This window comes from Tellurirhabdus rosea (assembly GCF_026278345.1).
Lineage (GTDB): Bacteria > Bacteroidota > Bacteroidia > Cytophagales > Spirosomataceae > Tellurirhabdus > Tellurirhabdus rosea.
Map to the genome: position 1 here is coordinate 2,641,369 of NZ_CP111085.1, position 19,269 is coordinate 2,660,637.

Sequence of the window (19,269 nt, forward strand, 5' to 3'; positions counted from 1 at the left end):
TACGATTAAATCTTGCGTTCTTACGACAATTGAATTTTGCGTCCCGTTTCGGCAGCCCGGTAAATGGCCTGCATCAGCCGGACATCCCGCTTGCCTTCTTCGCCGGTGATGTGGTCCGGCAGGGGCTGACCGGCCAGCAGCGTGGCGCAAACGCCGTCCATATGCGCGGCCTGGTGGTTGACGACGGGCTTGTCGATGGGGCCTTTGCTGGTCTGCCCTTTCAGCGGACCGTACCCAAAGGCCGGGCGCAGTTCGAACCAGCCGTTTTCGGCCGAAACGTACAGCCGTTCGACCCCCGCCGCGTAGCTCGTGGTGGAGGTCGAGGTGATGCCGCTCGGGAACTGAAACTGCCAGTACAGCGTCTCTTCGACTTCTTTGAACTTCTGCGGATCGGTTTTCGGCGCAAACTGGGCCGTTACGGAAATCGGCTCCTCGCCCGTCACGAGCCGGACACCCTGAATGGCGTAGATGCCCACGTCCATCAGCGGACCGCCGCCCGCCATGGCTTTTTTCAGCCGCCACTGGTTAGGGTTGCCCGCCCGGAAACCGTCGCTGGCTTCCACGAATTTGATGTTGCCAAACACCTTTTCGCGTCCAAGCCGCATCATTTCCTGCGTAAACGGTTCGTAATGCAGCCGGTAGCCGACAGCCAGTTGCCGGTTCGCCTTTTTACAGGCGTCGATCATCTCCTGACACTCTTTTTCGGTGATGGCCAGCGGCTTCTCGCAGATGACGTGTTTGCCCGCCTTTGCCGCCCGGATCACGTACTCGGCATGCATCGAATTGGGCAGAACTACATACACGACATCGATTGCCGGGTTGTCGGCAATCCGGTCGAAGGTTTTGTAGTCGTACACATTTTCTTTGGGAATGTTGTACTTCTTCATCCACTCCTCGGCCTTCGACGGCGTCCCGGTGACGATACCCGTCAGCTGGCAGTTTTTGGTCTGCTGCAGAGCGGGAGCGAGCTGGTTGGCACTGTAGCTGCCGAGTCCGACGAGGGCGATACCGAGTTTTCGGCCTTGTCCGAGCCGGTCGAGCTGGGCGGCCACTTCGGCGTAGTGCTTTTCGTAACCGGCAAAGCTGGTCAGCGGCAGGGACACGGCCGTAGCGCCCAGGCCGGACAATTTCTGCAAAAATTCGCGGCGCGATGCGTCCATATCAGGGTAGGAAGTATGGGGTTTAGGAATGATCTGCTTAGGCTACGGCGTCGTAGACCTGCACGCGTTCCCAGTAGCGGGCGCAATCGTCGACGAACTTCAGATGCGTCGGATGCTCCTGGTAGGCATCGTGGGCGGCTTTGTCTTTGAAAATCAGCGTCAGCGACCAGTCGTAGCTATGATCGATGACCGGACGGCGGGTTTCGGCCGGGGCACCTACGTAGCAGGCGTCGGCGTGATCGATGGTTTTGAGGGTTTCGAGGCCCGCACGCAGGGCCTGGCGATCGTCGGCGCTGGCCGGGTTATTCAGCCAGAAAAATACAGTATGAACGAACATATTTACAGGGTATAATCAGTATGTTTAAGCGGTTAAAACGCGATTCTGCATGAATGTAAAGCTTTTCGGCGCGGCCTTTCTACTGATGGCCGGCTTACTCCCCTTCTCTGGTAATGCTCAAAGTCCTGCGCGCACGGTCGCCTCTGTACGGGAGGAAGTCGAGAAATTTGAAAACGAATCTTTAAAGCAAATCATCACCACGAAAGTGAGGACAAGACGCCGGAAAACCATCATCATCGGGTACGATAAACCGGGTGGGAAGCCGGTTCTTCGCGAAAAAATAAAATATTACCGCAGCGGTGCCGTCTTTCACCGACGGCGGATTGACAACCCGCTTATGGATAGCTTCAACAGGCAAGTTATGCTTGTTCGGCGGATGAACAATAAAATTGTGGAGGCAACTTTTTTAGGGGCCGACGGGCGACCCTACCGCTGGCTGAACGAAACCATCCTAACCTCGCCCCGCAAGCCCCCCGTCTTCACCCGTTAAAGCGCGTATTTTTCCAGCTGTTTCACCACCACGTCGAAATCCTTTGGATACGGCGCTTCGAACTGGGTCCGCTCGCCGTTGGGCAGGGCAAACGTCAGCGAACGGGCGTGCAGCGCCACCCGCTGGATAAGCGGCTGCTCTTCGGTGCCCTGCTTGAGGTTGAATTTCCGCTTGAAGGACGACAGAAAGATGGGTTTGCCGCCGTAGGTCGGGTCGGCCACAATGGGCGCTTTCAGACACATCAGGTGCACCCGAATCTGGTGCATCCGGCCCGTAATCGGAATGCATTCCACCAGCGTATAGTCGCGGTAGGCTTTCAGGGTGTTGAAAATCGTCTCGGCCAGTTTGCCTTTCACCCGGTCGATCCGGACGGCCGTTCCGTCTTTGATGGGCGCAATCGGCAGGTAGACGGAAATCCCTTCAAAATCATGCACCCCGTTCACGACGGCGTGGTAGCGCTTGGTCACTTCGCGGTGTTCGAACTGGATGGCCAGATGGCGGTACGCCTCGGGATTTTTGGCAATGGCCATGATTCCGGACGTCTCTTTATCGAGGCGGTGACAAAGCTGGGCGTCGGCATGGTAGGCTTTCGCCATCCGCAGGATGCTGACCGATTTGTCGGCATTGCGTTCGTCGAGCGAAGCCAGATGCGGCGGCTTGTTAATCAGGATATAGTCTTCGTTTTCAAAAACGATGAAGTCTTCAAAGGCTAATTTCATAACGCAAAGATAATGTACCCGCGGGCTTTAGCCCGTGAGCACCAGCACTTAATTTGGGCAGCCTGTATTAACAGGCTTTAGCCCGTGAGTGGGCGGATGTGGGTTAGTCAGTTGCAGTTCACGGGTTAAAGCCCGCGGATACATGAGGCCCGCGGTTACGGGGTTTCGATCTTATCCAGCTTGAAACTGAACGTGGTGCCTTTTTCAAGCTTGCTTTCGACCGTGATGCGGGTTTTGTGCGCATTGAGGATGTGTTTGACGATGGCCAGCCCCAGCCCCGTACCGCCGCGTTCCTTCGAACGGCTTTTGTCGACCCGGTAAAACCGCTCGAAAATGCGGCTCAGGTGTTCGGGCGGGATGCCGGGACCGTCGTCCTTGACCGAAACCAGAATGTGTTTTTTGGCTTCTTCGAGCGTGACGAGGACTTTTCCGTCTTCGTTCCCGTACTTGATGGCGTTTTCGACCAGGTTGGTCATCACCTGCGAGATGCGCTGCGGATCGGCCTTCACCCAGAACGGGCCGGAATGGTCGGTCTTCAGTTTCAGCACGGTATGCCGCTTCTGGGCGACGCGTTCCAGCTGCTCGAAGACCTCATGCGTGACGTGATGCAGGTCTACTTTCTCGAAATGCATCTTGATTTCTCCGGTCTCCAGTTGTGAAAGCGCCACGAGGTCTTTCACCAGCGCGTCGAGGCCGTCGAGGCTTTTGGCGGCTTTGTTCAGAAACTTATCGCGGACTTTTTCGTCGTCAATGGCCCCGTCGATGAGCGTATGAATAAAGCCCTGGGCCGCAAAAATGGGCGTTTTCAGTTCGTGGGACACGTCCGCCAGAAACTCGCGCCGGAAGAGTTCGAGCCGTTTCAGCTCTTCGATTTCTTTCTGCTTTTTGGCGACATACACAAAAATCTCGTCGTTCAGCTTCTTGAACGGGTTGTTGCTCTTGACCAGATTTTTGCGGGAAATCGTGAAGTCGCGGATGCGGAGTTTATGAATCGTCTTGTACATCTTGTTGACCTCCCGGTACACCAGAAACTCAATCGCGTACAGAACCAGGAAGAACGAAACGGCAAAGGACGACACGCCTACCACAAACAGCATGCTGTTCGTTACGCCTTCGACAAAGGTGAGAAACACCACCGTGACCGCCGAAATCAGACAGGCCAGCAGCAGCGCAATAATGCGGGGACTCAGGGACATGAGGTAAAGATAATGATTGAATGATTGATTGACTGAATGATTGAATAGGCTCCGCCAAATTTTACCCTTTGTCGGCCTGGTCAACCGCGGCGGCGGATCGCCATTCACCGCGGCGGACCGCTCATTCAAAATTCAATCATTCAGTCATTCAATCATTGAGTCATTCCGGCTGGTCGGTGAACATGTAGCCGACGCCTTTAAGAGTCTTGATGTAGTTTTCGCCGATTTTTTCGCGGAGTTTGCGGATGTGGACGTCTACGGTGCGTTCGAGGACGTAGATGTCGGCGCCCCAGATTTTTTGCAGCAGTTCCTCGCGGCTGAACACCTTGTTGGGCGACTGGGCCAGGAAGAACAGCAGTTCGAATTCCTTTTTCGGAAGCACCACCGACTTATCGGCCTGCGTGACGGTGTAATTTTTACGGCTGATGGTCAGGTCGGCCACTTCCACCTGCTCGCCCGGGTCGGCCTTCTGAGCTTCGCGGCGGAACAGGGCGTTGATGCGGCTCATCAGGGCGCGGGGCTTGATGGGCTTGGTCAGGTAATCGTCCGCGCCGATTTCAAAAGCGGCCACTTCGGAGTACTCTTCCGAGCGGGCGGTCAGGTACAGGATGTACGTTTGGCGAAGTTCGGGCATTTCGCGGAGCTGGCGGCCCGTTTCGATGCCGTCCATCTGCGGCATCATGATGTCCAGCAGCACCAGTTCGGGCAGGAAGCCCCGGGCAGTTTCGAGGGCCTTGCGGCCATCCCCGGCAGTCCGGACTTCATACCCTTCTTTTTCCAGGTTGTATTGCAGCAGTTCGACGATGTCCGGGTCGTCATCGACGACCATAACACGGTGAGGTTGTTGCGAAGCTTTGGCTGCACTCATTAGAATAGGATCTTGTGTTAGTGACCCGAAATTACGCACAGTGAAGTCTGTTTTACCAAGAAATAACCGGCACTTAACAAAAAGTTAATTTTGTAGGCCAGCCTGTTGCTTCACCGGCTCGCGTTTTTTCGCTGCACCCGATAAATCCCTCCCTTTTCGTTTGTCATCACCAAATCGGTGTTGTTGATAAACGAAATTGCCTCCGTCTGTCCGCGGGGCAGCCGCACGCAGCGCGTCGGGTGGCGAAGCGTAATTCGGCCGTCCGGAAGGTCAAACAGCAGGATTTTTCCGTACGTCAGCACGGCCAGCGTCCGGCGGTCGGGACTGACGCTGGCGTCCGTCACCATGCTTTTGATCCAGACGCTGTCGCGGGGCGAAAGGGCGTAACTGCCGGGTTCTGCCGGGAAACCATACAGGCTGACGGGCCGCCGCGGCCGGGAACGGTTCTTGGAAAGCAGGAACAGGGAATCCCGGGCAAAAAGGAGAGCCTCACTATCAAAATTCCGTGTATCTTTCGTCGCCGGAAAACTTGTTTGGTTAGCAAAACGAACGGTAATCGGCTGGGGCGGGTTGGCCTTAAGGAGGTTCACCCGGTAAACGGTTAGGTTCGGGCGGGTATTGGCGTTGTTGCCGATGTCGCCCACGTAAAGCACCGTTGAGTCCTGCGCGGCGAGCGCCTCCCAGTCGGTGTTGGCGACACCCGGCAGCGGCAGCGAATCGAGCAGTGCGCCGTTCATGGCCACCTCGTACAGCACCGGGCGGCCGCCGCTGTCGTTATGCGTCCAAAACGTACCGCGACCGGGCCGAAACGCCAGTCCCGAGCTTTCGGGCACGGCGGCGGGCATCCGGCCGAGGCGTTCGATGCGGTACTGCGACCGGCCGCTGCGGAAGCCGCTCCGCTTTTTCTCGAACTGACAGGAGCAGAACGCCACTTTAAGCGAAAACAGAAAGATAATCAGTGAATTCATACGGTACGAATGGACAACAAATCACCCGAAATTAATCTGCCGGCCTCGGTAAAAACAGCCGCCGTGCTGATTTCACTCGTTATCCTCGTTTTTGGCCTGCAACTGCTGCAAAGCACGCTGGTGCCGCTGATCTTTGCCATTCTGCTCGCCATGATTCTGTACCCCATCAACTGGCGGCTCGAAAAGTGGCGCGTTCCGCGGGTGGCGGCGATTCTGATTTCGCTGGTTCTGGTCATTACGCTGCTCTACGGGCTGTTTTACCTGGTATCGGTCCAGATCATCACCTTTACCGAAGAAGCGCCCAAACTCCTCGACCGCGGGAACACCATTCTGGACAATCTGCAGCGGTTTGCGGAAGAGCGCCTGCGGTTGAGCCGCACCCGACAGGTCAGCGAAGCGCGGCGTTACCTCAACGACCTCATCCGACAGGGCGGTTCCATTGTCACGTCTACCCTGCTGGCCACGACCAACACGCTCTCGACGATCTCGCTCATTCCGCTGTACGTCTTTTTCATGCTGCTGTACCGCGATTTCTTCCGGTCATTTCTGTACAAGGTTTTTCACAGCACGCGCCGCCACAAGCTCGACATCATTTTCGGCCGGATTTACAACGTCGTCAAGGACTACCTCGTGGGCCTGGTTTCGGTCATTATCATTGTCGGCGTACTCAATACCGTCGGCCTGCTGATCCTGAACGTGGATTATGCGGTCTTCTTCGGCTTTTTCGGGGCGTTCATGATCCTCATTCCGTACATCGGTATTCTGATCGGCTCCCTGCTGCCCGCGCTGTTTACCCTCCTGACGAACGAAAACCCGCTGGTCGCGCTGGGCGTGATCGGCGTCTTCACGTTTGTGCAGGTACTGGAGGGGAACTTCATCACCCCGTATATCGTCGGGTCCAAAGTCAGCATCAACCCGCTGGCGGCCATCATCGTCCTCCTGTTGTGGGGGCAGTTGTGGGGCGTGGCCGGTCTGGTGCTCGCTCTGCCGCTGACGGCCATCCTGAAAGTCATTTTCGACGCCGTGGAGCCGCTCCGCCCCTACGGCTTCCTGCTCGGCGAAGCCGAACACGTCCGTACCGAGCCGGTGAAGGTGAAGGATATTGAGCGGAAGGTGAAGAAATTGGTTGAATAAGACAAATGACTGAATGATTGATTGACTGAATGACTGAATTGGTAGTCCCGTAATCAGTCATTCAGTCAATCAGTCATTCAGTCAATCAATCATTCAGTCATTCAAAAATTCAACGGGTCCAGGTTCTTGAAATGGCCGTTCATCCGGATGCGGTCTTTGGTTTTTTCCATTTCCGAAACAATGGGCAGGACGCGGTCGAGGTGGCGGATCAGGTATTGCTGCCGCTCGTCTTCGGTTTCGATGGTCAGCAGTTCGTATTCTTCGTCAACCGACAGCCCGATTTTGTGAGCCACCCGAAACGACAGCAGACTGACCTGGGCGTCCAGATCGCTTTCCACCTTCAGCAGTTCGTAGAGGCGCATAACCTTTCCGTGTAAGGCAAGCGCATACTCGCCGCTCTCGACGGGCGTTTCCACGGTTTCGACCTGTCCGCCGGCATAGAGCTTTCCCGGAGTCGGATTCTGGTAATCGATCAGCCGGAAAATGCCTACACCCTTCGTTTTGATGTCCATGCGTCCGTCCTCGTACCGTTTGTGCAGGGCGGTTACCCGCATTTCGGTGCCGTAGCCGGGCATTTTGTTGTTGATAAATGCCGGGATGCCGAAGGTCGTTTCGTCCTCCAGGCACTCGTTGACGAGCTGGCGATACCGCTGTTCGAAAATGTGCAGGTTCAGTTCTTCGTCGGGATAGACGACGAGGTTCAGCGGGAAGAGAGGCAGGTACTTGTCCATAGGGTCTTGAACCTGGATTCAGCAGAGTAAAGGATTTACCTGGAAATGTGGATTGAACTTTTCAAAGTAAACACTTAATGGGTGGAATCCTGTCGGGCCGCCGTTCGGTTCAGATTTCTTTTTCAACACTAATGCCGACACTGTAAATCTCCGGGAGCGGATTCTGCCGCATGTACTGCCGCAGGCGGATGGTGTACTGGCCTCGGCGAGGAAACCGGTATTTGTCGGCTACCTTGATTTTATGGTCGAACAGATCCCCCAGGCCGTCCCCGTACGGTTTGCCGCTTTTGGGGTCGAGCAGAATCAGTTCGTCCAGTTTGGATTCCACCGTTTTTCCGGCCGAATCCAGCAGAACCCGGCTGATATACAGGTTGTAATAGGGGTACGACAGGCTGTTCCGGATGTTGTAAAAGATGGAATACGTCTGGGTCGTGTCCTCGATCTGAAATGTAAACGTTGGCGACTGCCTGACGAACCAACGCCCATCTTCAATGTCTTCAATATCTTTAAATACCGCATTGGAGTCGCAGCCGCCCACGAGCAGCAGCAAACCGATCAGCAAAGCGCCGATGTATTTCATCTGAATTCAGCTGTTTTCACAAAGCTACGATTGCCCTGCTAATAGTCAAACGAAGCAGCGGGCGGAACCGATTTAACGTTCCTAAATAAACTACAGAAATAGTTTTCCAACTAGAAAAATAGTTCTATGTTTGGGGCAGGTTCGTGCATCCTGGCAAACGCCTGTTTTTAAAAGCTGTACACGGATCGACCCAGGTAAAATGGAAAAGATAACCGCCAAGGAGGAAGAGATCATGCAGGTGCTCTGGAAACTGGAATACGCCTTTATCAAGGAAATGCTGCCGTTTTTCACCGATCCGCCGCTGCACTACAACACCGTATCGACCATTGTCCGGAATCTGGAAGAGAAAGGCTACGTCGGGCACCGCGAGTTCGGCAACACCTACCAGTATTACCCCATCATCAACCGCGAGGACTACCAGAACCGCTTCGTGCTGACAAAGGTGGTGGCCGATTATTTTGATAATTCGTACAAAAACCTGGTCAGTTATTTTGCCCGGCAAGAGAAAGTCTCGGTCGAAGATCTGAAGGAAGTGATTCGGATGATTGAAAACGACGGCAAACCATGATCGCCTACCTGCTTCAGGCCAGCCTCATTCTGGCCGCTCTAACCACCGGTTACTACGTGTTCAGTCCGTTCTATTCCGGTGATTTTTGACGGGCAGGGCTAATTTTTTCGGTTCGGTCGAAACAGGATTATCGGGAATGTACGTTTTCAGGTTTTATCTTCTCGTATGAAAATCCAGTGGTTTGTCTTTCTGCTTTGCTGGCTCGCCGGGCAGGCGGTTGCGCAGTCGCTGCCGGGGCGCATCGTTGACGGACAAAGTGCAAAGCCCATACCGGCGGCTACCATCCTGAATCAGAACACAAGGCGCGTATCCATTAGCGGCGAGGAAGGCGCCTTTCGAACGGTAGCCTCTCCGGGCGACATTCTGCGCGTGACCTGTGTCGGCTATCAGGAAATGCGGTATGTGGTGCCCGACACGGTGCAGGAACTGCGCATTGCACTTTGGCCGCAGACCGTGCAGCTTCAGGAGGTGACCGTCCGGGGCGTGGGCGGCGACCCGTTTGACCCCAATTTTTTAAAAGAAAAAGTCCCGGAAAAGCCCTCCATTCAACTGGGAACCCCGCCCGAATTGCAGGGTGTTCAGTTGACGAAAGACGTCCGCGTTAGCTCAGACCCGGTCTCGAAGGTTCCGGTAATTACCATCACCGGGCCGTTTACGCTGGCCTACAACACTTTCAGCCGAAAGGCCCGCAGTGACCGCAAGCTGAAAAAGCTGATTGAAGAAAATCGCCGGCGCAAAATCTTCAATGCCCGCCTGAATCCCGCCTGGGTGGTTCGCATTACCGACCTGACGGACGACGAACTGGAACCGTTTATCGATTACTGCGCCTTTTCGGAGGAGTTTGTGCTGACGGCGACGGAGTACGAACTGATTCGGGCGGTCCAGAAAAAGGTGCCCCAGTTTCGCGGCAATCACGCCCAGCCTTAAACAATAAACAAGAAATGCCATATCTCACAGATATGGCATTTCTTGTTTATTGTTTAAGGCTGCGACTTGGTCCGGTCCGCGGGCGGGTTGCGCCGGGGACGTTCCGGAGCCTTGGCGGCCGGGGCCGCAGGTGGCGGCGCGGCAGCCGACGCTTCAGCCGGTTTCTTCTTCTTTTTCTTCTTTTTCTTCACATCGACCCGGTTGCTGAATTTTTTGTCCAGCTTTTCCAGATCGCTGTTCAGCGAAGTGCCTTTTTGGGCTTCCTTGCGTTCCCCAATCGGCTCCAGTACGTCGAACGACTCAGGAATAACGCCCTGTTTGTTCAGTTCGATAATCTGCTGAACGCGGGCGATGGGCAACGGATACCAGGTGCTTTCGGTGCTGTAGCCAAACCACATGATGCGCCGGAAAATGTCCGTTTTCTGGAGAGTCGCGCGGCCTTTCTGAGTTTCCAGCGGCTTTTCCACCTGCGGAATATCGCGCAGCGCGTCCATGTAGGTTTCCAGCTCGTAGTTCAGGCAGCACTTCAGCCGACCGCACTGCCCCGACAGTTTGCTGGGGTTGAGCGACAGGTTCTGGTAACGCGCCGCCGAAGTCGTGATGTTCTTGAAGTCCGTCAGCCACGTAGAGCAGCACAGTTCACGTCCGCAGGACCCGATGCCGCCGAGGCGGCCGGCCTCCTGCCGCAGGCTGATCTGCCGCATTTCTACCCGAATCTTGAACTCGGATGCCAGCAGTTTGATCAGTTCGCGGAAGTCTACCCGTTCGTCGGACGAGTAATAAAACGTCGCTTTCGTATTGTCGGATTGAAACTCCACATCCGACAATTTCATGTTCAGTTTCAGTTCCTTGATGATTTCGCGGGTGCGGTACATCGTCGGCAGGTCGCGGGCAATGGCCTGTTCGTGCTTTTCGAGGTCCTTCTGGTTGGCCGTCCGGTGAATCACTTTCAGTTCGTCGTTGTACTGAACGCTTTTCTTCAGCATTTGCAGCCGGACCAGTTCACCCTGCAGGGACACGCAGCCGATATGAAAACCGGTCTGCATTTCCACCACCACAAAATCACCCGTCGTCAGTTCCAACTGGTGCGGATTGCGGTAATATTCCTTCCGTCCGCCCTTGAACTTGACTTCCACCACATCGAACCGGCGCACGGAAGGAGCTTCCATGTTACTCAGCCAGTCGAATACGTTCATCTTGTTGCAGCCACCCGTGCTGCAGGCTCCGTTATTGTTGCAACCCGACACGGTTCCGTCCTTCGTACGAGTTCCGCATCCGCCAGTTGTACATGATTTGCATGCCATAACTCTTTATAGTTAAGAGTTAAAAGTTATGAGTTAAGAGTTATGAGTTATGAGTTGAAGGTTAGTTACGTGCCTTCTGGTAAGCGGGCAAACTAACTTCTAACTCATAACTCTTAACTCATAATTCATAACTTGATAACTCAGTCAGGGTACCGGATCAGGTCGAGCCCGATGTCTTTCCGGTAATATTTCCCGTCAAACTGCACCGTTCGGGCCGCTTTCTGGGATTTCTGCACGGCATTTTCCAGCGAGTTGGCAAGGGCTGTCAGGGCCAGTACCCGCCCGCCGTTGGTCAGCACGTGTCCGTTGTGGCCCGGAGAGGTTCCGGCATGAAAAGCCGTGACATCTTCCAGACCCGTAAGTTCGGTAATTTCCTTGCCTTTTTCATAGGCATCCGGATACCCGCCGGATACGACCACGGTGGTAACGGCAGTCTGGGGCGAAACCTGCAGTTGGACCTTATCCAGTTCGCCATCGGCCGCCGCCGTCAGCAGTTCTGCCAGATCGCTCTGAATGCGGGGCAGGACCACTTCGGTCTCCGGGTCGCCCATCCGGGCGTTGTACTCGATAACGTAGGGCTCCTCCTTGACGTTCATTAGTCCAATAAAGATAAAACCTACGTACCGGATTCCTTCTTTCTGCAAACCGGCCAGCGTCGGTTTAACGACTTTCTCTTCTACTTTTTGCAGAAATTTAGCCGTTGCAAACTTCACCGGCGACACGGCACCCATCCCGCCCGTGTTCGGTCCGGTATCGCCTTCGCCGATGCGCTTGTAGTCTTTCGCTTCCGGCAGAATTTTGTAATTGACACCGTCCGACAGCACAAACACGGACAGTTCGATCCCGCGCAGGAACTGCTCCACGACGACTTTGCTGCCCGCCTCGCCGAACTTCTCACCGCTCAGCATGGTCCGCAGGACGTCCTGGGCTTCGGTCACGTTTTCGGTGATAATCACGCCTTTACCGGCTGCCAGCCCGTCAGCTTTGAGCACAATGGGCAGCGAATGGCCGGACAGGTACTCCAGCCCTTCGTCCAGCGTTTCCGGCGTAAAGGTGCGGGAGGCCGCCGCCGGAATGCCGTGGCGAACCATAAACTGCTTCGAAAAGTCCTTGCTGCCTTCGAGCTGGGCGCCCACCGAGTCAGGACCGATGATGCGGAGAGAAGAAAATTCAGGTTTGTTTCGGAAGTAATCGACCACGCCTTTGACCAGCGGCTCTTCCGGCCCGACCAGCAGCAGGTCTATGGCGTTTGTACGAACAGCCTCCGCGATCGCTTCAAAATCGGTGGCTGCAATGTTCAGGTTGGTGGCGTTTAGGGCCGTTCCGGCGTTCCCCGGCGCGACAAACAGGTTATCACAAAGAGGACTCTGGGCCAATTTCCACGCAAATGCATGCTCCCGTCCCCCGGAACCGAGTATTAGTATATTCATTGAATGAATAATGAATAATGAACAATGAATGAGCCTTTATAGTCGTCATCCCTTGTTCATTATTCATTCAAATTAGTTTGCTACTTCCGATAAAAACTTAATCCGCATCAGCCGCAGTTCTTCCTCCGTGACATCGTCGCCGCCAAAGTTGCGCAGGGCCACGGCGATGTTGTCGGTCTCGGCCGTCATGAAGTAATCGTAGATTTCCTCCTGCCGGTCGCGGTCCATAATCTGATTGATGTAGTAATCGAGGTTCAGACGGGTGCCCGAGTAGCAGATGTGCTCGATCTCCTCGATCAGGTCTTCCATCGACAGGTCTTTGGCTTCGGCGATCTCCTCCAGGTCCACTTTCCGGTCAATCTGCTGAATGATGAAAATCTTCACCTTCGATTTGTTGACCATCGATTTCACGACCACGTCCTTCGCCGTTTCGATGTCGTTTTCCTCGACGTATTTGGCGATCAGCTCGATGAACGGGCGGCCAAACTTAGCCACTTTTCCCATCCCGACGCCATTGATCTGCGCCATTTCCTCGCGGGTGGTCGGGTAGGTCGTCGCCATTTCTTCCAGCGACGGGTCCTGGAAAATCACGTACGGCGGCAGGCCCTTTTCTTTGGCGACCTTCTTCCGCATGGCCTTCAGCAGACCGAGCAGCGCTTCGTCGTACGCGTTGCCCGAGCCCGAAGCCGTGGCCGAATTATCATCATCGTCGTTCTTGGTTTCTTCGACGATTTCGTAGTTATGATCTTTGGAAAGAGTAACCGGATACGGGTCTTCGAGGTAGGCGCGGCCCCGCTTGCTGAGCTTCAGAACGCCGTAATTGTCGACGTCTTTGTCAATGTAGCCGTAAATGGTCACCTGCCGGACGAGCGAGCACCAGAAATCCCGGCTCTCGTTCAGCTCGGTTCCTTTGCCGTAAACGGGGAGTTTGTTGTGTTCGTAGCTGGTGACGTACTGGTTTTCGGTGGCTGTCAGCACGTCGGCGATGTGATCGGTATCAAACCGCTGGTCGGTCTGGAGCACGGTCTGCAGGGCCAGCACCACTTCGTCCTGCGCCTTGAAACGCTCGGTATGCTTCACGCAGTTGTCGCAGAAGCCGCAGTCCTTGTCCATGTACTCGCCGAAATAGCCCAGCAGCTGGCGGCGGCGGCAGACCCCGAGGTTGGCGTACGACACCATTTCCATCAGCAGATGGCGGGCATTGTCGCGCTCGGTCACCGACTTATCCTTGTTGAATTTCTCCAGCTTGACGATGTCGTCGTAGGTGTAGAACATCACGCAGTTGCCTTCCAGCCCGTCGCGGCCCGCCCGGCCGGTCTCCTGGTAATAGCCTTCCAGCGACTTCGGGGCGTCGTAGTGAATCACAAAACGCACGTCCGGCTTGTCGATGCCCATTCCGAAGGCAATCGTAGCCACGATAACGTCCACTTCCTCGTTCAGGAAGGCGTCCTGGTTGTTCATCCGCGTCTGCGGGTCCAGTCCGGCATGGTACGGCAGCGCCTTGATATCGTTGACATTCAGCAGTTCGGCAATTTCCTCTACCGATTTGCGGCTGAGGCAGTAGACGATACCCGACTTGCCTTTGTTATTTTTAATGTATTTGATGAGCTGCTTTTTCTCGTCGATTTTCGGCCGGACCTCGTAGTACAGGTTTTTCCGGTTAAACGACGTTTTGAAGACCGAGGCGTCTTCCATCTGCAGGTTCTTGATGATGTCCAGCTGCACTTTCGGCGTGGCGGTGGCCGTCAGGGCGATGACCGGCAGGTTGCCGATGCTGTCGATGATTCCCCGGATTTTGCGGTATTCCGGCCGGAAATCGTGGCCCCATTCCGAGATACAGTGCGCCTCGTCGATGGCGACAAAGCAGATGTTGGCCCGTTTCAGAAAATCGAGGTTTTCTTCCTTGGTCAGGGACTCCGGAGCGATGTAAAGCAGTTTCAGCGTGCCGTCGAGCGTATCCCGCTTGACCTTGTTCATTTCCGCCTTCGTCAGCGTCGAGTTCAGAAACTGCGCGTTGATGCCGAACGCGTTGAGCTGGTCGACCTGGTTTTTCATCAGGGCGATGAGCGGGGAAATGACAATTGCCGTACCATCGCACACCAGCGCGGGCAGTTGGTAGCAAAGCGACTTACCGGCTCCGGTGGGCATAATGACGAACGTATTCTGTCCACCCAGGATGCTGCTGATAATAGCCTCCTGATCGCCCCGGAACTGGCTGAAGCCAAAAATTTCTTTAAGTTTTTCTTTCAGAGTGACTTGTACCGTCTGGTCTGCCTGCTGCGTTATCATCTCAAATCACGGAGGTTACTTGTCTTAGTTATGATCGTTTGTGTGCGTTACATATGGCCTTCCAAAACAATATCCGGCCGAGGCCGGACGGCATCTTCTTGAAGACCCTGGGTTTTGCTGTATCTTTGTCTTATAAAATTAGTTAATCCATTTCGACAAAAGCAACGTTGAAACTAGTTAAAAAAAATATTCGCTCAACGGCACAGGCGGTTCTGCTTGCAGAATCGGAGGCAATCCGTCAGGCTGTTGAAAGTATTGATGAAGAATTTGAACGAATTGTAGAGACTATCCTGCAAAGTTCGGGCCGGGTTGTCGTGACAGGCATTGGAAAAAGTGCCATTATCGGGCAAAAAATTGTGGCCACCCTCAATTCGACCGGAACGCCCGCCCTTTTTATGCACGCCGCCGATGCTATTCACGGCGACCTGGGTATGATCCAGTCCGACGATGTGGTCATCTGCATTTCCAAAAGCGGCAACACGCCCGAAATAAAAGTACTGGTTCCCCTGCTAAAACGCACGGGCGTCCGGCTGATTGGCTTTGTCAGCCAGACGAATTCCTATCTGGCGGCCCACGCCGACTTTGTGCTGCCCGCTCCCTGCGAGCGCGAGGCCGACCCGCTCGACCTGGCCCCCACCACCAGCACCACCGTCACGCTGGCCATTGGCGACGCCCTGGCCGTCAGCCTGCTCGAAGCGCGGGGCTTCACCCGGCAGGATTTTGCCCGCTACCATCCCGGCGGCTCGCTCGGCAAAAAACTTTACCTCAAAGTCTGCGACCTTTACCCGCACCACCAGGTGCCGCAGGTGCCGCTCGCCGCGACGGTTCACGAAGTGATTCTGGAAATGACGTCGAAGCGGCTGGGCGCAACCGCCGTGGTTGATGAAGCAGGCTTACTGGCCGGTATCGTGACGGATGGCGACCTGCGCCGCATGCTGAGCCGCCACGGCACCCTGCACCTCGAAGGGCTGCACGCCCGGGACATCATGACGCCCTCCCCTGTGAGCGTCGCCCCCGACGATTACGCCAGCGAAGCCCTGCAAATCATGCAGAGCCGCAGCATCACCCAGCTCGTCGTCGTCGAAAACGGCCGGGTGCTCGGCTTCGTGCACCTGCACGACCTGCTGAAGGAAGGACTCGTCTAGAAGTAAAGAATTATGAGTTATGAATTAAGAGTTGGCTCCGCCGGTTAGCTTACTCTTCGGCGGAGCCAACTCCTAATTCATAACTCCTAATTATCTGAGTCGATTAGACTCCTGCACCAGCTTTTCGTCGCGGCGGATGAAGCGGTTGGCGAACATGTTGCAAAGCAGGGCAACGACGATGGCGTAGAAGCCGGTCGTGAACTGTCCCTGGTCGCTGGGGTTGAAAAAGTCCTTGCCCTTGTAGAGCGTCAGGTACAGCACAGAACCCATCAAACCCGTCAGCAGCAGCGCGTTGACGGCACACATGCCCATTTGCAGAACCCGGTTACGGTACTGGAAGATGGTGTAAATGGATACGCCAATAATCAGCGCCGCCAGAATGGCGACGTAGTAAGCGGGCGTCACCACGGAAGAGGCCGTAGCGCCAACCATTTTGGTATGCGTGAGCCGGAGGGCCGTCAGTTCGGCCACTTCGTTATTGACGCCCAGTTTCTGCCAGATCGTCGTGCTGAGTACGACGCCCATCGCGACGGCAATTACGGCAAGAAACAGGGTCTGAATGCGTTGAATCATGATGTTAGTTTGTAGTTTCCTGTTTATGGTTTATAGTTCGGAGGAAGTATCTATCTCTAAATGATAAACGATAAACCCTAAATTTTTCCGGTCGCGAAGATACAAGGATGAACTTGGAAAATAAAACAGAAAGCCGTCTGGTAGTTACCGCCGACGGCTCGCATTCGGTCTGGAAGCCTGAGACCGGCCAATATTACCATTCCGTGCTGGGCGCGTTGCAGGAATCGCAGCGGGTTTTTATCGAACTGGGTCTGGAGGCGGCTTTCGAGCGGTTCGAGGAAGTACGCCTGTTCGAGATGGGCTTCGGCACGGGGCTCAATGCCTTGCTGACGCTGCTCGAAGCCGAAAAACGGCAGAAACGGGTGAAATATACGACCGTGGAAGCCTATCCCCTGCCGCTTCTGGAAGCCCGCTTGCTGAACTTTGATGAAGTATTGGATACGCACTTCACCGTCGCCCTGCACGAAACGCCCTGGGGCGAGCCGGCTGAACTGAGCCCCTTTTTCAGCCTGACCAAATACCAGACCCGTTTGCAGGACTTCCGGATGGGCAAGCGGTTTAATCTCGTATACTTCGATGCCTTCGCTCCCAGCAGCCAGCCCGAACTCTGGAACGTCGATGTTTTCCAGCAGCTTGCCCGGATGATGCTCCCCGGCGGCCTGCTGACGACCTACTGCTCGAAAGGGTACGTGCAGCGCAACCTGAAAGCCGCCGGATTTACCGTCGAAAAGCATCCCGGTCCGGCGCGGAAACGGGAAGTGCTGCGGGCGATTTTACAGTAACTTCGTAATCAGCGCGGCTACTTTCTCCAGTTCGCGGGCGTCCACTTCGCTGAAATCGGCTAGTTTGTCGCTGTCCACGTCGAGTACCATCGCCACTTCGCCCGCCTGGTCGAAAACGGGCACGACAACCTCCGATTGGGAGAGCGAACTGCACGCGATATGCCCCGGAAACTGCTCTACGTCCGGCACCAGAATGGTTTCCCGGCGGGAATACGCCGCGCCGCAGACGCCCTTGTCGAAGTTGATGCGCGTGCAGGCAATCGGTCCCTGAAACGGGCCAAGTACCAGTTGAGACCCTTTTTTGAGGTAAAAACCGACCCAGAAGAAACCGAAAGCTTCTTTCAGTGCGGCGGCGATATTGGCCAGATTGGCCGTCAGGTCCGGCTCGCCGGTGGTCAGGGCTTCCAGTTGAGGCAGCAGGCTGTCGTATTTGTCCTGCCGGTTGTCTGTTTGAGGAATAAGGAGTGTTTCGGCCATGTCGAAGAAGTTGGTTGGTTCAACCACGGAGTAGCGCGGAGTTTTGCACCGAGTTGAATAGAGTTTTTAACCCCTCTGTGTCACTCTGTGAAAAACTCCGCGCCACTCTGTGGTTAAAAAATTACACAGTTTGCGTTTTGAAATACCGCTTTAACCACGAGTCGCCCGCCCGGACCTGCCAGTTTACCAATTCCCCTTTTGTCGCAATCAGATTGTTGAAAATGGGCGTTTCGGGCGTCAGCTGACAATCAGCGACGGCGGCTTTGATCTGGGGCAGCGGCAGCGTATGGACCACCCCATCAGCCGAAACAAAGGCGACCGAACGGTCGAAGAAGTCCGTTTGCAGCGCCAGCCCCAACTCCCGGACCCAGCGGACGGACGCATCGATGGAGCAGCCGCTGGGCGGGTGGTGCTGTTCGTCCACGGCAATCAGGATGAAGCGGTGGTGCAGCACGGCCGCCGAAGCGAGCAACGGAGTCCCGTGAGCGGCCCAGTTGTTGACGGCCGGTTGAAGTTCGGCTTCCAGCGACGCTACCTCGGCGTCGGTCAGCGGGCGCGACGACTGGTAAATCCACAGCCGCGCGGTATCGGGGAGGTTGTTGAAAGCGGTATGCATGAGAGTACGTTTTAAAGTCGTAAGTCATTTAGTCGTAAGTGGCTTCGCCAAATTCTCATCTGGCGGAGCGACTTACGACCGCAGCGGAGGACCGCTTACGACTAAATGACTTACGACTCCTTTACAACCCCTGCCCCTGCGCTACGAGTTCCGCCAGGTCGTAGACTTTCACGGAATCTTCGCGCTCCTTGTTTTTCACGCCGTCAGACATCATGGTCATGCAGAACGGGCAGGCGACGGCGATGGTATCGGCGCCCGTCGCCAGGGCCTCTTCGGTCCGTTCGATGTTGACGTCCTTCTTGCCCGGCTCCGGCTCTTTGAAGTACTGCGCCCCGCCGGCCCCGCAGCAGAGTCCTTTGGTGCGGCAGCGTTTCATTTCGACCAGTTCGGCATCCAGCGCTTCCAGCACTTCGCGGGGCGCTTCGTAGATTTTGTTAGCCCGGCCGAGGTAGCACGAATCGTGGAAGGTTATTTTGCGGCCTTTAAACGTACCTCCGCCCTTCAGGGCTACTTTTCCCTCGTTGATCAGCTGCTGCAGGTATTGAGAATGGTGAATCACCTCGTACGTGCCGCCCAGCTCGGGATACTCGTTTTTCAGCGTATTGAAGCAGTGCGGGCAGGCTGTCACGATTTTCTTTACGCCGTATCCGTTGAGCACCTGGATGTTGGCCGTGGCCTGCATCTGAAACAGAAACTCATTGCCGGCGCGGCGGGCCGGATCGCCCGTACAGCCTTCTTCGGTGCCCAGAACGGCGAATCGGATGCCGACATGGTTCAGAATCTTGACGAAAGCAATCGTTACTTTTTTATACCGGTCGTCGAACGAACCGGCACAGCCGACCCAGAACAACACTTCCGGCTCTTCGCCCCGGGCAGCCATTTCGGCCATAGTAGGGACTTTGTAGGTTATTTCGGTTGTCATTGCTTTAAAATCAGTTAGGTAACAGTCTGGGGTTTAGAGTTTATGGTTTATAG

General features: G+C 55.3%; 21 protein-coding genes. 6 read left to right on the forward strand and 15 right to left on the reverse strand.

Going from position 1 to position 19,269, the window contains the following annotated elements:
* Positions 1–20: 20 nt before the first annotated feature.
* Together ORG26_RS11025 and ORG26_RS11030 are read right to left on the reverse strand one after the other, a co-directional pair.
* Positions 21–1,160: a Gfo/Idh/MocA family protein gene (locus ORG26_RS11025; protein ID WP_266369129.1), complete on the reverse strand. Its 1,140-nt coding sequence runs from the start codon at positions 1,158–1,160 to the stop codon at positions 21–23.
* A gap of 37 nt (positions 1,161–1,197) precedes the next feature.
* A complete protein-coding gene (locus ORG26_RS11030) occupies positions 1,198–1,497 on the reverse strand; it encodes a Dabb family protein (protein WP_266369130.1) in 300 nt (99 codons plus the stop codon).
* 49 nt (positions 1,498–1,546) lie between these two features.
* Here ORG26_RS11030 and ORG26_RS11035 point away from each other — a divergent pair, with 49 nt between their 5' ends.
* Positions 1,547–1,987: a hypothetical protein gene (locus ORG26_RS11035; protein ID WP_266369131.1), complete on the forward strand. Its 441-nt coding sequence runs from the start codon at positions 1,547–1,549 to the stop codon at positions 1,985–1,987.
* Here the strand turns inward: ORG26_RS11035 and ORG26_RS11040 are convergent.
* The 4 genes from ORG26_RS11040 to ORG26_RS11055 form a co-directional block, all read right to left on the reverse strand.
* A complete protein-coding gene (locus ORG26_RS11040) occupies positions 1,984–2,706 on the reverse strand; it encodes an RluA family pseudouridine synthase (protein WP_266369132.1) in 723 nt (240 codons plus the stop codon). The two genes, ORG26_RS11035 and ORG26_RS11040, sit on opposite strands and share 4 nt — an antisense overlap.
* Positions 2,707–2,861: 155 nt before the next feature.
* On the reverse strand, positions 2,862–3,902 hold the full coding sequence (locus ORG26_RS11045; protein ID WP_266369133.1) for a sensor histidine kinase: 1,041 nt from the start codon (positions 3,900–3,902) through the stop codon (positions 2,862–2,864).
* 160 nt (positions 3,903–4,062) lie between these two features.
* Entirely contained in the window at positions 4,063–4,770 is a 708-nt protein-coding gene (locus tag ORG26_RS11050; protein ID WP_266369135.1) for a response regulator transcription factor, read from the reverse strand.
* A 110-nt stretch (positions 4,771–4,880) separates the two neighbouring features.
* Positions 4,881–5,738 (reverse strand): SdiA-regulated/phytase-like domain-containing protein, encoded by an 858-nt coding sequence (locus tag ORG26_RS11055; protein WP_266369137.1) that lies wholly within the window; start codon positions 5,736–5,738, stop codon positions 4,881–4,883.
* Positions 5,739–5,747: 9 nt separating this feature from the next.
* On the opposite strand from ORG26_RS11055, the gene ORG26_RS11060 reads away from it, so the two are divergent.
* Positions 5,748–6,872: an AI-2E family transporter gene (locus ORG26_RS11060; protein WP_266369138.1), complete on the forward strand. Its 1,125-nt coding sequence runs from the start codon at positions 5,748–5,750 to the stop codon at positions 6,870–6,872.
* A gap of 101 nt (positions 6,873–6,973) precedes the next feature.
* Here ORG26_RS11060 and ORG26_RS11065 read toward each other — a convergent pair whose 3' ends face one another.
* A complete protein-coding gene (locus ORG26_RS11065; protein ID WP_266369139.1) occupies positions 6,974–7,603 on the reverse strand; it encodes an LON peptidase substrate-binding domain-containing protein in 630 nt (209 codons plus the stop codon).
* 109 nt (positions 7,604–7,712) lie between these two features.
* Positions 7,713–8,183, reverse strand: a complete 471-nt coding sequence (locus tag ORG26_RS11070) for a gliding motility lipoprotein GldH (RefSeq protein ID WP_266369140.1) — start codon at positions 8,181–8,183, stop codon at positions 7,713–7,715.
* Positions 8,184–8,382: 199 nt separating this feature from the next.
* Here ORG26_RS11070 and ORG26_RS11075 point away from each other — a divergent pair, with 199 nt between their 5' ends.
* The gene (locus ORG26_RS11075) at positions 8,383–8,751 is read left to right on the forward strand and encodes a BlaI/MecI/CopY family transcriptional regulator (protein WP_266369142.1); all 369 of its coding nucleotides are present in this window, start codon (positions 8,383–8,385) and stop codon (positions 8,749–8,751) included.
* 165 nt (positions 8,752–8,916) lie between these two features.
* On the forward strand, positions 8,917–9,678 hold the full coding sequence (locus tag ORG26_RS11080) for a carboxypeptidase-like regulatory domain-containing protein (RefSeq protein ID WP_266369143.1): 762 nt from the start codon (positions 8,917–8,919) through the stop codon (positions 9,676–9,678).
* A 53-nt stretch (positions 9,679–9,731) separates the two neighbouring features.
* Here ORG26_RS11080 and ORG26_RS11085 read toward each other — a convergent pair whose 3' ends face one another.
* The 3 genes from ORG26_RS11085 to recQ all read right to left on the reverse strand — a co-directional run bounded on the left by ORG26_RS11085 (position 9,732) and on the right by recQ (position 14,701).
* Positions 9,732–10,874, reverse strand: a complete 1,143-nt coding sequence (locus ORG26_RS11085; RefSeq protein ID WP_266369144.1) for a PSP1 domain-containing protein — start codon at positions 10,872–10,874, stop codon at positions 9,732–9,734.
* Between the two features lie 248 nt (positions 10,875–11,122).
* The gene (purD, locus tag ORG26_RS11090; protein ID WP_266369145.1) at positions 11,123–12,412 is read right to left on the reverse strand and encodes a phosphoribosylamine--glycine ligase; all 1,290 of its coding nucleotides are present in this window, start codon (positions 12,410–12,412) and stop codon (positions 11,123–11,125) included.
* Positions 12,413–12,484: 72 nt separating this feature from the next.
* Complete coding sequence (gene recQ / locus ORG26_RS11095; RefSeq protein WP_266369146.1) at positions 12,485–14,701, reverse strand: DNA helicase RecQ; 2,217 nt, start codon at positions 14,699–14,701, stop codon at positions 12,485–12,487.
* 167 nt (positions 14,702–14,868) lie between these two features.
* Here recQ and ORG26_RS11100 point away from each other — a divergent pair, with 167 nt between their 5' ends.
* Complete coding sequence (locus ORG26_RS11100; RefSeq protein ID WP_266369147.1) at positions 14,869–15,846, forward strand: KpsF/GutQ family sugar-phosphate isomerase; 978 nt, start codon at positions 14,869–14,871, stop codon at positions 15,844–15,846.
* Between the two features lie 90 nt (positions 15,847–15,936).
* Here ORG26_RS11100 and ORG26_RS11105 read toward each other — a convergent pair whose 3' ends face one another.
* The gene (locus tag ORG26_RS11105; RefSeq protein WP_266369148.1) at positions 15,937–16,419 is read right to left on the reverse strand and encodes a DUF4293 domain-containing protein; all 483 of its coding nucleotides are present in this window, start codon (positions 16,417–16,419) and stop codon (positions 15,937–15,939) included.
* Between the two features lie 113 nt (positions 16,420–16,532).
* Here ORG26_RS11105 and mnmD point away from each other — a divergent pair, with 113 nt between their 5' ends.
* Positions 16,533–17,201 carry a tRNA (5-methylaminomethyl-2-thiouridine)(34)-methyltransferase MnmC2 gene (mnmD, locus tag ORG26_RS11110; RefSeq protein WP_323134416.1) on the forward strand — a complete coding sequence of 223 codons (669 nt, stop codon included), beginning with the start codon at positions 16,533–16,535 and terminating at the stop codon, positions 17,199–17,201.
* Here mnmD and ORG26_RS11115 read toward each other — a convergent pair.
* From ORG26_RS11115 to ORG26_RS11125, 3 genes are all read right to left on the reverse strand, one after another.
* Positions 17,193–17,678, reverse strand: a complete 486-nt coding sequence (locus ORG26_RS11115; protein ID WP_266369374.1) for a GAF domain-containing protein — start codon at positions 17,676–17,678, stop codon at positions 17,193–17,195. The genes mnmD and ORG26_RS11115 overlap by 9 nt on opposite strands.
* Positions 17,679–17,799: 121 nt before the next feature.
* Complete coding sequence (locus ORG26_RS11120) at positions 17,800–18,294, reverse strand: hypothetical protein (protein ID WP_266369151.1); 495 nt, start codon at positions 18,292–18,294, stop codon at positions 17,800–17,802.
* Between the two features lie 121 nt (positions 18,295–18,415).
* On the reverse strand, positions 18,416–19,216 hold the full coding sequence (locus ORG26_RS11125; protein WP_266369153.1) for a (Fe-S)-binding protein: 801 nt from the start codon (positions 19,214–19,216) through the stop codon (positions 18,416–18,418).
* Positions 19,217–19,269: the final 53 nt, after the last annotated feature.

Bases quoted from the DNA above. Each gene is read 5' to 3' on its own strand.
- ORG26_RS11025 (WP_266369129.1), bottom strand. From the start codon at position 1,160: ATGGACGCATCGCGCCGCGAATTTTTGCAGAAATTGTCCGGCCTGGGC.
- ORG26_RS11030 (WP_266369130.1), bottom strand. From the start codon at position 1,497: ATGTTCGTTCATACTGTATTTTTCTGGCTGAATAACCCGGCCAGCGCC.
- ORG26_RS11035 (WP_266369131.1), top strand. From the start codon at position 1,547: ATGAATGTAAAGCTTTTCGGCGCGGCCTTTCTACTGATGGCCGGCTTA.
- ORG26_RS11040 (WP_266369132.1), bottom strand. From the start codon at position 2,706: ATGAAATTAGCCTTTGAAGACTTCATCGTTTTTGAAAACGAAGACTAT.
- ORG26_RS11045 (WP_266369133.1), bottom strand. From the start codon at position 3,902: ATGTCCCTGAGTCCCCGCATTATTGCGCTGCTGCTGGCCTGTCTGATT.
- ORG26_RS11050 (WP_266369135.1), bottom strand. From the start codon at position 4,770: ATGAGTGCAGCCAAAGCTTCGCAACAACCTCACCGTGTTATGGTCGTC.
- ORG26_RS11055 (WP_266369137.1), bottom strand. From the start codon at position 5,738: ATGAATTCACTGATTATCTTTCTGTTTTCGCTTAAAGTGGCGTTCTGC.
- ORG26_RS11060 (WP_266369138.1), top strand. From the start codon at position 5,748: ATGGACAACAAATCACCCGAAATTAATCTGCCGGCCTCGGTAAAAACA.
- ORG26_RS11065 (WP_266369139.1), bottom strand. From the start codon at position 7,603: ATGGACAAGTACCTGCCTCTCTTCCCGCTGAACCTCGTCGTCTATCCC.
- ORG26_RS11070 (WP_266369140.1), bottom strand. From the start codon at position 8,183: ATGAAATACATCGGCGCTTTGCTGATCGGTTTGCTGCTGCTCGTGGGC.
- ORG26_RS11075 (WP_266369142.1), top strand. From the start codon at position 8,383: ATGGAAAAGATAACCGCCAAGGAGGAAGAGATCATGCAGGTGCTCTGG.
- ORG26_RS11080 (WP_266369143.1), top strand. From the start codon at position 8,917: ATGAAAATCCAGTGGTTTGTCTTTCTGCTTTGCTGGCTCGCCGGGCAG.
- ORG26_RS11085 (WP_266369144.1), bottom strand. From the start codon at position 10,874: ATGAACGTATTCGACTGGCTGAGTAACATGGAAGCTCCTTCCGTGCGC.
- purD (WP_266369145.1), bottom strand. From the start codon at position 12,412: ATGAATATACTAATACTCGGTTCCGGGGGACGGGAGCATGCATTTGCG.
- recQ (WP_266369146.1), bottom strand. From the start codon at position 14,701: ATGATAACGCAGCAGGCAGACCAGACGGTACAAGTCACTCTGAAAGAA.
- ORG26_RS11105 (WP_266369148.1), bottom strand. From the start codon at position 16,419: ATGATTCAACGCATTCAGACCCTGTTTCTTGCCGTAATTGCCGTCGCG.
- ORG26_RS11115 (WP_266369374.1), bottom strand. From the start codon at position 17,678: ATGGCCGAAACACTCCTTATTCCTCAAACAGACAACCGGCAGGACAAA.
- ORG26_RS11120 (WP_266369151.1), bottom strand. From the start codon at position 18,294: ATGCATACCGCTTTCAACAACCTCCCCGATACCGCGCGGCTGTGGATT.
- ORG26_RS11125 (WP_266369153.1), bottom strand. From the start codon at position 19,216: ATGACAACCGAAATAACCTACAAAGTCCCTACTATGGCCGAAATGGCT.